We start from the raw sequence: 11,423 nt of genomic DNA on the forward strand, positions 1-11,423 counted from the left end.
CGGCCGCTCCTACAGCGACTACCCCACCATCCTGACCTCCATCCGCGAACGCCTCCTGACCCTCCCGCCCGACACCATCGTCCGCACCGGACACGGCGACAACACCACCATCGCCGCCGAACGCGAAACACTCGCCAAGGTTTCGCAGTAGGACAGGTTTCCGATCGAGCAGGATCCCGGAAGGCGCGCCGGGAGAGCCCGGCGCGCCTTGCCCGGCGTTTGAACAAGCACGGCGTGAGCCGGTAAGGAAGTTGGAACAATGAAGTTCGGCAAACAGCCCGCCCCCGTTGCGGACATCAATGAGGACGACCTCGCCGTCGGCAAGCCGAAAGCGGAAGCTGCCGGCGTCAAGGCCGTGATGGTGGCACTGGAGCGCGCTGTGGCGCAGGCCGGCGTCACCCGGACGGCGCAGTCGCTGCTGCGCCTGAACCAGCGCGGCGGCTTCGACTGCCCTGGCTGCGCCTGGCCGGAATCGGACAAGAAACGCAAAGCGGCCGAGTTCTGCGAAAACGGCGCCAAGGCGGTGGCGGAGGAGAACACCCTCCGCACCGTGGGTGCGGAGTTCTGGGCCCGGCACTCCATCGCGGAACTGTCGGAGAAGACGGAGTACTGGCTGGGCAACCAGGGCAGGCTCAGCGAGCCGGTGGTGATCCGGGAAGGGGACACCCACTATTCGCCGATCTCCTGGGCGGACGCCTTCGGGCTCATCGGCGAGCACATCAGGGCCAGCACGCCGGACCGCTGCGTTTTCTACACCTCCGGCCGCACGGCGAACGAAACGGCGTTCATGTATCAGCTGTTCGCCCGTGCCCTCGGTACCAACAATCTGCCGGACTGCTCGAACATGTGCCACGAGTCCTCCGGCTCGGCGCTGAACCCGACCATCGGCATCGGCAAGGGCACCGTGTCGCTGGATGACATCCACGACGCCGAGCTGATCTTCGTCGTGGGCCAGAACCCGGGCACCAACCACCCCCGCATGCTCTCCGCGCTGAAGGAGTGCAAGGACAAGGGCGGCAAGGTGGTGGCAGTGAACCCGCTGCCCGAAGCCGGTCTCTTCAACTTCAGGGACCCGCAGACCGTCTCCGGCGTGGTCGGCGGCGGCACGCCGCTGGCCGACGAATACCTGCAGATTAAGGTGGGCGGGGACCTGGCACTGTTCCAGGCCCTGGGCCACCTGCTGCTGGCGGAGGAAGAGCGGAACCCGGGCACCGTCGTCGACCGTTCCTTCGTTGAGGCGCAGACTGACGGTTTCGACGCCTACCGCGAGGCGCGCCGGGACCTGGACTGGGCCGAGACCGAGAAGGCCACGGGCCTGTCCCGGCAGCAGATCGAAGACGTGGCGGGGATGCTCATCCGGTCCAAGGCCACCATCTTCTGCTGGGCCCTGGGTGTGACGCAGCAGCCGCATTCGGTGGACACCATCAAGGAAATGGTCAACGTCCTGCTGCTGCAGGGCAACTTCGGCAAGCCCGGTGCCGGCGCCTGCCCGGTCCGTGGCCATTCCAACGTCCAGGGCGACAGGACCATGGGCATTTGGGAGAAGCCCAAGGAATGGCTCTTGGAGGCGCTCGACAAGGAGTTCGGGATCGAGTCCCCGCGGCATCACGGCTTCGATGCCGTCGAGTCGATGGAAGCGTTTGAGCGCGACGAGGTGGACGTGTTCGTGTCCATGGGCGGGAATTTCTCGCTGGCCTGTTCCGACACCGAGACGCTGGAAGCCGGGATGCAGCGGATCGGGCTGACCGTGCACATCTCCACCAAGCCCAACCGGTCCCACGTGGTGCACGGCCGCACCTCGCTCATCCTCCCCACGCTGGGGCGCACCGATAAGGACGACAAGCACCCCAAGGGTGCCCAGTTCCTGTCCGTGGAAGACTCCATGTCGGTGGTCCACTCCACGCAGGGCAGGCTGACCCCGGTGTCCGAGCACCTGCTGGCCGAACCGGTGATCGTGGCCCGCATGGCCGAGGCGACCTTCGGCCCCGGCCACTCCGTGGACTGGAAGGCCATGGCGGAGGACTACGACGTGATCCGGGACCACATCACCCGGGTCCTTCCCGGATTCGAGGATTTCAACGCCAGGGTCCGGACGAAGAACGGCTTCGTGCTGCCCAACCCGCCGCGCGACACCCGGTCCTTCAACACGGACATTGGCCGCGGACGGTTCACGGTCAGCCCGCTGGAATACCTGACGCCGCCGGACGGCCACCTGGTGCTGCAGACCATCCGCAGCCACGACCAGTACAACACCACGTTCTACGGCCTCGACGACCGCTACCGCGGGATCTCCGGCGGCCGCCGGGTCATCCTGGTGCACCCCGAGGACCTCGCCGAGCTCGGCTTCCAGGACAGGGACCTCGTGGACGTCGTGAGCACGTTCAGGGGCCAGGACCGGCAGGCGGACAAGTTCCGGCTGGTGGCCTACCCCACGGCAAAGGGCTGCGCCGCGGCCTACTTCCCCGAAGCCAACGCCCTGGTCCACAAGGACAACGTCGCCCGCGAATCCAACACCCCCGGCTTCAAAGCCATGTTCGTGCGGTTCGAGCCGCACAGCCCCCTCGCGGAACGCGAAGAAACGGCAATGGCGGGCACGCACACCTGACGCTTCCTGGGGAAACCCCGACGGCGGCACACCGGTCAGTCCGGCGTGCCGCCGTCGCTGTTTTGCACCGCCGTCAGAAGGCCACTTTTTTAAACTGGCTCTAAATTTGCAGTCCAGTTTCCCGCTACTGTGAAGGGCATGCGTATACCCCTGATCCAGATTGACGCCTTCGCCTCCAAGCCCTTCGAAGGAAATCCCGCAGCCGTGATGCCCCTGGAGGGCTGGCTGGACGACGGCGTCCTCCAGCAGCTCGCAGAGGAGAACAACCTCTCCGAGACGGCCTTCATCGTTGCCGCGATCCCGGACGAGGCCACGCCCTTCGACTCCGCGCAGCCCGCATACCACCTCCGCTGGTTCACACCGGCCATTGAGGTGGACCTCTGCGGGCACGCGACCTTGGCCACGGCGTCGTACCTCTTCACAGACGTCCACCCGGACGCCAAGCGGCTGCAGTTCTGGAGCCGCAGCGGCTGGCTTTTTGTAGAGCGCGACGGCGATGGCTTCATCCTGGACTTCCCTTCGGAGATCCCTGAACCGGTGGCCGTGGACCCTTCCGTGACGGAAGCCCTCGGGGTTCCGGCACTCGAGGCTTTCCTGGCAACCGACCTCATCCATGTCGTCAAGGATGCCGAGACGGTACGCACCCTGACTCCGGACTTTGGGGCACTTGCGAAGCTGCCGGTTCGCGGCGTCGTCGTCACCGCTGCAGGGGATGGAACCGGTCACGACTTCGTCTCTCGGTTCTTCGGTGCCCGGGCGGGCGTCGATGAGGACCCGGTAACCGGCTCGGCGCACTCCCAGCTGGCACCGCTCTGGGCCGGCAGGTTGGGCACTGCGGTCCTGGCTGCCCGCCAACTCTCGGCACGCGGTGGGACTGTGCTCTGCCGTGTGGAAGGGGAGCGCACCCTGCTCTCCGGCACGTGCGTCCGGTACCTCGAAGGCAGTGTTTGGCTGGCGGCCTAGCTTCGTGCCGCGCGGCGGTGGTTGAGCCTGTCGAAACCCCGCCCACTGAGTCTGCCAGTGTTTTCCCTTCGGGAAGCCACGGTGAGGGATGCCACAGTCTCGAGCCGCGGGTGCAGTTCGTCGACGTCGTCCACGACGCCGGTCTGCCACCACAGCCTCAGCCCTTCCGGAGCAACTTCGAGGCTGGCCAGGTTGTTGTTGAACCATGGTCCCTTGACGCGTTTCCAGCGGAACGGCGGGTCCGGCACACGCGCCGAGCGGGCTACCAGGGCACCGACCGGAGAAGCCAGGCCATAGGCCGAGATGGCTCCGAAGTATCTCATCAGCCGGGGAAGGGGGTTGCGGATCGGGGAACAGACTGCCTGCAAGATGCGGCTGCCCGAGGAGCGTTCCACCTCCGCGACGTAGGAGAAGTGCACGTCCCCGGACAGGAACGTGACGGTCTCCGGTGACGGGCCGCGCTTGCCATCGGCGACCTCGGCCGCCATGTCAGCCACCTGCCGAAAGCTCTTTTGGAAGGCAGCCCAGTGTTCGAGATCCACCGCCTGGCGCAGCTTCTCGCCGGCCCGGGCCGGGCGCTTCCCCCATGCGCCTTCGGAAATAGCCTCATTCCACGACTCGACGTGGTGCAGGCCCATCGGCAGCAGGAAGGGCAGCGACGTTGCCACCAGCAGGTGGCGGAATCCGCCGCGCATCCGGCCGTCAAGCCAGGCCATCTCCTCGTGGTCAAGCAGGGCGCGGTCGTCCGGTGCCAGGTTCCGGGCTGCCCGGGAGTCAACCACTATCAGCCTGGTGTCTCCGAAATCGCGGCAAAAGCTCCACCGGTAGGAGACCGGGTCCTGGTCTGCGCGATCTGCGAAACGGTCCAGCTCCGCGCTGAGGTCGAGTTCGGCCTCGTCGCCGCGTCCGGCGATCAGCTGCCAGATGGTATCCGTGGCCCGCTCCTGCGGCGAGAGGTTGCCCAGGTGCTGGTAGACCCAGTAGGAGGACAGCCCCGCGACAATCCGCCCGTGCCACCATGAGGTGGCTTCCATGCCCTTCTTCCAGGTCAGCGAGGCGTTCCAGTCGTCGCGGATGTCGTGGTCGTCGAAGATCATCGCGCTCGGCAGGGTGGACAGCAGCCACCTGTTCGCCGGGTCGGACCAGGCGAGATTGTAGAGGTGGGCGTATTCCTCGTAGTCCTTCAGCTCCTCGCCAGGCGGTTCGTCGATGTCGCGGCGGGCGCGGATGAACTGCTGCATCTGTTCGCTGGTGGAGTCGGCGTACACTTGGTCGCCGAGGAAGGCCACCATGTCCGGCAGTTCTGTACCGTTGGCGGTGCCGTGGCCGGAGGCCATCGCCAGTGCGTAGGCGCGGAGCGAGTCGACTCCGTGCGTCCTGTTGCCGGACTCGTCGTGCGGGACACTGGTGCGGCAGGAGCCGTAGGCCATGCGCAGCGGCTTGCCGGGTTTCAGCGTCGCGATCACCGGCGGCGGAAACCCGGAGGCCGGATCGGGCCAGACCTGTGCGCCGTCGATTTCCAGGGTGTAGGGCAGCACTGATCCTGGCTCAATTCCGTCCGCCTCCACGAGTGCGTAATGGTGGCCATGCACGGCGAAGGTACGGGCCTCCCAGGTGCCGTGGCCGGCCCGGACGGTGACGCGGGAATCGCTCCGGGTCTCCACCCAGATGCTGGCCGAAGTCTCATCCACATACCGCATCATGGGGCCGAGCACCAGGGAAGTCGTCATGACTCAGTTGTACCCGTTCCAGCCCGCGGCAACCATGGGGGCAGCCAAGGAGCCGAGGAAACACCGACGGCCCGCCTCGTCGTTCGTGCACGTGCTGCCTAGTGGAACCGGGCGCACGCTGCTTTCGGGCACCTTTCAGGCGGCGTGGAGGAACCGTGACAATCCGTCTTCCCCCACGGAAAGCCCGATTCGGGGGAAATCCGGGTGTCCGCCGAACGAGTCACGCGAAGCTGGGGGTGGCCCGTGCTCGTCTGCTGTCAGCTTGGATGTCACCTCCGGTTCCAGGTCTTTGGGCCAGCGTGGTGGTTCCCAGTCCTGGTGTTCGCTTGTGTAGTGGCGCCCGCTGGGCGATATCCAGCCCGGTGGTTCGTTCTTCGTGGCAGGTGTGGGTCTCCAGGCGCTGGTGTGCCTGAGCCGGTGGTGCCGGGGACAGGGCTGGCCCAAATTCGACACGCCGGTGGTCCCGCCCTGCTGCCAGGCCAGGACGTGGTCCGCTTCGTTGTCCAGGGACTGGTTTGAACATCCTGGGAAGGAACACCGGCCGTCCCGCATCCGCAGCCAACGTCGCATCGCCTGCGTGGGCCGGTAGCTCTTCCGGCCGATCTCCAGCGGGGCACCGTCCCGCGGGTCCACCAGGACACGGTAGAAGGAGTCCGCGCCGTTGGCGACCAGATCCCTGGCCATCGACGCCGGAATCGGCCCGTAGCCATCGAGCATCGCCGGTTCATCGGTGGCGCCGAGCAGCGAAAACACCGGGACCGTCACCAGGACCTCCGCCCGGGGCGTGCGGACTTGCCCGGGATTCCCCGTTTCCCCATCGTCGCCAATAGGGCGGGCGTTGCCGCCGCCGAGGAGCGCCGCGGCATAAACGTCGGTCCGGACCTGAGTGAGGGTCCGGAACTCATCCGGTCCCTGCAACCCACGGGCGACCGCGGTGATGCGGTTCCAGATCGCCGACGCCTGGTCGGCAGGAAGGCAGGCCGAGATCCACGCCATGCCGTCCTTGTCCGGTGTGTAGTCCACCCGCCGGTCCAGGACGGATTTGGCGTGGCGCTTCTCGATGCTCACAGTGTGGTGGCGTTCTCGCCAGATGCGGGCTTTGTGGCGGAACCGGGAAGCGGGCATGTCCCCGGCAGGGCAGCCACGGGCCGGGTTCGGCGCGTCAGGATCCAGGAAATGCGCTTCCAGTGCGGCGGCCCCAGCAGGATCGAGGCTCGCCGTCTCGTCCACCATCACCCGGGCGTGCTGCCAGGACATCGTGCCGGCCTGCAGCGCGGACAGGGTCAGCGGCAGCCTGGTGGCGAGCTCCTGGGACTCGGCCAGCAACGCAACCGCCGCACGCGGCCCAATGGCCAGGACACACGCGATCTCCGCAGCCACCGACGCCTCCTGCGGCATCGTCGCCGCGTCAGGAGGGGCGACCGAAGCCGCCGTGTCCGCGAACTTCGCAACAGCCCGGGCCTTCAACGCGGCATACCGCGGCTCCGCCCCGGCCGCCCCGGCCAGGATATCCAGGCAAACATCCGCCATGCCCTGCAGCGGATCGGCATCAGCTGCGTCCTCCGAGCCGTTCCCGTCGAGTTCAGCACTGAGCACAGCAACGGCAGCATTGATGTCCGCGTATGCCTTCGCCACCGCTGCTCTCCCCATGTACCCATCATCACGGGAGGGGCTGACATTTTCGGCGGAGCCGCAGAGGCCACGGAGGCTCCCTTCGAATGGGCCCGAAGTGTACGTTCGCGCGCAAAAGCCCGCCGGCGTGGGAATCCCAAGCCGGCGGGCCGTTGTGGTTGAGCAGAGTGTCAGCCGCGGAGGCGCTCCATGCCGGGGTCGAAGAGCGGCTCGGCAGAGACGGTTGCCGCGACCCGCCGGCCGAAGTACTCCACCTCTACGGAGTCACCTTCGGAAACGGCGGCCGGCAGCCAGGCGTAGGCAATCGGCTTCCGCACGGAGTAGCCATAGGCGGCGCTGGTGACGTACCCGGCCGCCTCGCCGTTCACGTACACGGGTTCCTTGCCCAGCACGATGGAGGTGCCGTCGTCCACGGTCAGGCACCGCAGGACCCGGCTGGGGGCCTCCTCCTTGCGGGCTGCCAGGGCCTCGGCCCCGACGAAGCCCACCTTGTCCTTGGCGACCGAGAAGCCGAGACCGGACTGGTACGGGTGGTGCTCGGAGGTCATGTCCGTGCCCCACAGCCGGTAGCCCTTCTCCAGCCGCATGCTGTTGAACGCGCCGCGCCCGGCCGCGATGATGCCGTGCTCGCGCCCGGCCTCGAACAGCAGGTCCCAGAGCTTCAGCCCGTATTCCGCGGTGGTGTAGAGCTCCCAGCCGAGCTCGCCGACGTAGGAGAGCCGCATGGCCGTGACGGGGATGCCGCCCACGGAGATTTCCTTGGTGCGGAAGTACTTCAGGCCGTCGTTGCTGAGGTCATCCGCGCTCACCTTGCCGATCACTTCACGGGCCAGCGGCCCCCACAGCCCGATGCAGCACGTGCTGCCGGTGATGTCGGAGACGTGCACCCACTGCGCGGGGTCCGCGGCCGACTGCCTCCTGGCCTCGACGCGGAGGTAGTCGAAGTCCACATTGCTGTTCACGCCCAGCTGGAAATCCTCGTCCCCAAGGCGGGCGACGGTCACGTCACTGCGGATGCCGCCGTCGTCCGCCAGCAGGAGGCAGTACGTTACCGCGCCGGGCTTCTTGGCGATGTTGCCCGTGCTGAGGCGCTGCAGCAGCGGCAGGGCGCCGGGGCCGGTGACCGCCAGCCGCTTCAGCGGCGTCATGTCGTAAAGCCCGACGGCGGTGCGTGTCTTCCACGCTTCGGCGGCAGAAATGGGGGAGGAGTACATCGCGGCCCAGGGTTCACGCTCCGGGGCCTGCCACTCGGCCGGCAGTTCGTCCAGGAGGCCGCGGTTGGCCTCGAACCAGTGCGGACGCTCCCAGCCGGCGGACTCCAGGAAGAACGCGCCGAGCTCCTTCTGCCGGACGTTGAAGGGGCTGACCCGCAGGTCCCGCGGGGATTCCTTGGGCTGCAGCGGGTGCAGGATGTCGTAGATTTCGACGAAGTTCTGCTGGGACGTTTCGCTGACGTATTCGTCGCTGGTCTGGACCTTTTCGAACCGTTCCAGTTCGCAGCCGTGCAGGTCGGTGCGGGACTGGCCCTCGACCAGCAGTTCGGCCATGGCCTTCGCGACGCCGGCCGAGTGCGTGACCCAGACGGCCTCCGCCACGAAGAAGCCCGCGACGTCGGGCGACTCGCCCATGAGCGGGCCGCCGTCAGGGGTGAAGGAGAAGATGCCGTTGAAACCGTCCTCGATCTGAGCCCGGTGCAGGGACGGCAGCAGGTCCTGGCTGTCCTCCCATGACTGGGCGAAGTCTTCGAGCGTGAAGTCGAGGCGGGACGGCATGCGGTGGTCGGACATCTCGTCGGCGCCGACGGCCGGCAACGCGTTCATGTCGACGGGCAGGGGGCGGTGGGCGTAGCTGCCGATCCCGATCCTGTCCCCGTGCTCGCGGTAGTAGAGGTCCTTGTCCTGGTAGCGCAGGATGGGCAGGCGCGCCCCGTTGGGCAGCTCGTTCAGGCCCTGCTGTTCGGCCAGGGCGGTGGTCTTCACGTACTGGTGGGCGAGCGGCAGCAGCGGCACCTTCATGCCCACCAGCTTGCCCACCTCGCGGCCCCAGAACCCGGCGCAGGAAACCACAATGTCCGCGGGGATCACGCCGGTGGAGGTTTCGACGCCGGTGACCTTGCCGCCGGCCTGTTCGATGCCGGTGACGGCAGTGGAGCCCAGGAATGTCACGCCCGCTTCGCGGGCGCGGCTGATCAGCAGCTGGACCGCCCGGGCTGCGGAGGCGAGCCCGTCGGAGGGAACAAGGAGGCCGCCAAGGACCTGGCGCCCATCCTTGAACTGTCCCTTGTTCAGCAGCGGCCAGTGCTTCTCGCATTCGTCGGCGTCGATAATCCGGCCCTCGACTCCCCACGACGTGGCGTAGCCGAGCTTGCGCTTGAGGTCCTGCAGCCGTGCCTCGGTGGTGGCCAGCTCCAGCCCGCCCACCTGGTTGAAGCAGGACACACCGTCGGCACTGAGGGAGAGCAGCTTGTTCACCGTGTACGTGGCGAATTCCGTCATGGTCTTGGACGGGTTGGTCTGGAAGACGAGGCCGGGGGCGTGCGAGGTGGAGCCGCCGGCCAGTTCCAGCGGCCCCTGTTCGACCACCGTGATGTTGTTCCATCCCCGGCTGGCGAGTTCATCCGCAAGGTTGGTGCCGACTATGCCGGCGCCGATGATCACGACGCGTGGTGATGCGCTCATAAATGTTTCTCCTGGTTCGCGTTAGCGGAATACGACGGTGCGGGTGTTGTTGAGCAGGACACGGTGCTGGCAATGCCACTTGACCGCCCGGGACAGGGCCTGCGATTCGGCGTCCCGGCCCACAGTCACCAACGCGTCCGGATCGAGGCTGTGGTCCACCCGGAAGACCTCTTGTTCGATGATCGGCCCCTCATCGAGGTCCGCGGTCACGTAGTGCGCCGTGGCCCCGATCAGCTTCACGCCGCGGTCGTACGCCTGGTGGTACGGCTTTGCGCCCTTGAAGCCGGGCAGGAAGGAGTGGTGGATGTTGATGGCCCGTCCGCGCAGCTCATTGCAGAGGCCGTTGGAGAGCACCTGCATGTAGCGGGCCAGGACCACCAGGTCCGCGTCGTACTCGGCGACGAGGTCCAGCAGCCGTGCCTCGGCCTCGGGCTTGGTTCCGGGCGTCACGGGAACGTGGATGAAGGGCAGTCCGGCGTTCTCCGCCATGGCCCGCAGGTCCTCGTGGTTGGAAACCACGACGGCGATCTCCGCACCGAGGCTGCCGGCCCGCCAGCGGAAGATCAGGTCGTTGAGGCAGTGGCCGAACTTGGAGACCATGACCAGCAGGCGCGGGGGCCGGCCGTCGTGGATGGCGAAATCCATGCCGAACTCGGCGGCGATGGGCGCGAACTCGGCCGTGAGGCCTTCCGCGGTCTGCTCACCCCGCTGGTCGGGACCGTCACCCTCGAAATCCCGATGGGCCCGATCACGGGATTCTGTTCCGCTGCCGATGAAAGCGGTGCGCAGGTACAGCTTCCCGCTGACATGGTCATCGAACTGCTGGTGCTCGACGATGTCGAAGCCGCGGTCGGCCAGGAACGTGGTGACTGCCCGGACGATGCCGGGCCGTTCCGGGCAGGCGAGGGTGAGGACGAACTCCGCCGTGCGGGTCTTGGCCAGGGAGCGCGCCCCGGTGGCCTCGGCTGTGAGTGCTGTTGCAGCACCCGCGGGACGGCCTTCAAGCGTTGTGGTCACAATTTCTCCTAGTTGCGGGTGTCGGCGCTGGAACCGCCGGGACAGGGGGCGTCGACGGCGCAGCGTTCGCCGCATTCATGCTTGGTCACAAGGTCGAACTGGACGCCGCCGTGCTGATCGACGCCGGTCCGGATGGCCCGTTCGACGACGGTGGTGGCAAGCCTGGCCCGCAGGGCCAGCGGATCGCGGCGAAGATCCCGTGCCAGGGCGACACAGAGCAGCAACATGACCAGCACGAACGGCAGGGCGGCAACGATGGTGATCCGTTGCAGGCCGGACAACGCTTCTGAGGGTTCATCGCCACCGGCCAGGAGCATGACGGCGGCGACTCCACCGGTCAGCAGGCCCCAGAAGATCACCAGTCCGCGCCGGGGCTCGTTGGACCCGTTGGAGCTCAGCGAGGCCATGACGATGGAGGCCGAGTCGGCTCCGGTGATGAAGAAGATCGCCACGAGCACCATCGCCAGGATGATCACTGCGGTGATGGCCCAGGCAGGCATGTGCAGGTTCTTGACCAGGTCGAAGAGGGCGCCGTCGAACGAAATGGTGGGCACGCCGTCGACCATTTTGGCGAGGCCGTCTGCCGGATTCGCCGTTTTGTCGGCCTCCTGCTGGATGCCGAAGGCGGTTCCGCCGAAGATGCCGAACCAGATCACGCTGACGACGCTGGGCACCAGCAGTACGCCGGTGACGAACTGCCGGATGGTGCGGCCGCGGCTGATGCGGGCGATGAACAGTCCGACGAACGGCGTCCAGGAGATCCACCAGGCCCAGTAGAAGATGGTCCAGCCGGACATC

7 protein-coding genes and 1 pseudogene are annotated in these 11,423 nt (G+C 67.1%); 3 read left to right on the forward strand and 5 right to left on the reverse strand.

The window, feature by feature from the left end:
• The 3 genes and pseudogenes from JYA52_RS22240 to JYA52_RS00725 form a co-directional block, all read left to right on the forward strand.
• Positions 1–151 (forward strand): annotated as a pseudogene (locus JYA52_RS22240) (MBL fold metallo-hydrolase); the annotation flags it as partial.
• A gap of 108 nt (positions 152–259) precedes the next feature.
• Positions 260–2,605 carry an FdhF/YdeP family oxidoreductase gene (locus JYA52_RS00720; RefSeq protein WP_205651241.1) on the forward strand — a complete coding sequence of 782 codons (2,346 nt, stop codon included), beginning with the start codon at positions 260–262 and terminating at the stop codon, positions 2,603–2,605.
• A gap of 138 nt (positions 2,606–2,743) precedes the next feature.
• The gene (locus tag JYA52_RS00725; RefSeq protein WP_205651242.1) at positions 2,744–3,568 is read left to right on the forward strand and encodes a PhzF family phenazine biosynthesis protein; all 825 of its coding nucleotides are present in this window, start codon (positions 2,744–2,746) and stop codon (positions 3,566–3,568) included.
• Here the strand turns inward: JYA52_RS00725 and JYA52_RS00730 are convergent.
• The 5 genes from JYA52_RS00730 to JYA52_RS00750 form a co-directional block, all read right to left on the reverse strand.
• Positions 3,565–5,298 (reverse strand): alkaline phosphatase D family protein, encoded by a 1,734-nt coding sequence (locus tag JYA52_RS00730; RefSeq protein ID WP_205651243.1) that lies wholly within the window; start codon positions 5,296–5,298, stop codon positions 3,565–3,567. The genes JYA52_RS00725 and JYA52_RS00730 overlap by 4 nt on opposite strands.
• 135 nt (positions 5,299–5,433) lie before the next feature.
• The gene (locus JYA52_RS00735; protein WP_205651244.1) at positions 5,434–6,948 is read right to left on the reverse strand and encodes an HNH endonuclease signature motif containing protein; all 1,515 of its coding nucleotides are present in this window, start codon (positions 6,946–6,948) and stop codon (positions 5,434–5,436) included.
• 152 nt (positions 6,949–7,100) lie between these two features.
• Positions 7,101–9,608: a GcvT family protein gene (locus JYA52_RS00740; RefSeq protein ID WP_205651245.1), complete on the reverse strand. Its 2,508-nt coding sequence runs from the start codon at positions 9,606–9,608 to the stop codon at positions 7,101–7,103.
• A 21-nt stretch (positions 9,609–9,629) separates the two neighbouring features.
• Positions 9,630–10,625 (reverse strand): formyltetrahydrofolate deformylase, encoded by a 996-nt coding sequence (gene purU, locus JYA52_RS00745; protein ID WP_307869269.1) that lies wholly within the window; start codon positions 10,623–10,625, stop codon positions 9,630–9,632.
• Between the two features lie 8 nt (positions 10,626–10,633).
• Positions 10,634–11,423 (reverse strand): BCCT family transporter (locus JYA52_RS00750; RefSeq protein ID WP_205651247.1); only part of this gene is annotated, 790 nt, incomplete at its 5' end.

Source organism: Arthrobacter pascens, from assembly GCF_017052465.1.
Lineage (GTDB): Bacteria > Actinomycetota > Actinomycetes > Actinomycetales > Micrococcaceae > Arthrobacter > Arthrobacter pascens.

Bases quoted from the DNA above. Each gene is read 5' to 3' on its own strand.
- JYA52_RS00730 (WP_205651243.1), bottom strand. From the start codon at position 5,298: ATGACGACTTCCCTGGTGCTCGGCCCCATGATGCGGTATGTGGATGAG.
- JYA52_RS00720 (WP_205651241.1), top strand. From the start codon at position 260: ATGAAGTTCGGCAAACAGCCCGCCCCCGTTGCGGACATCAATGAGGAC.
- JYA52_RS00725 (WP_205651242.1), top strand. From the start codon at position 2,744: ATGCGTATACCCCTGATCCAGATTGACGCCTTCGCCTCCAAGCCCTTC.
- JYA52_RS00740 (WP_205651245.1), bottom strand. From the start codon at position 9,608: ATGAGCGCATCACCACGCGTCGTGATCATCGGCGCCGGCATAGTCGGC.
- JYA52_RS00735 (WP_205651244.1), bottom strand. From the start codon at position 6,948: ATGGGGAGAGCAGCGGTGGCGAAGGCATACGCGGACATCAATGCTGCC.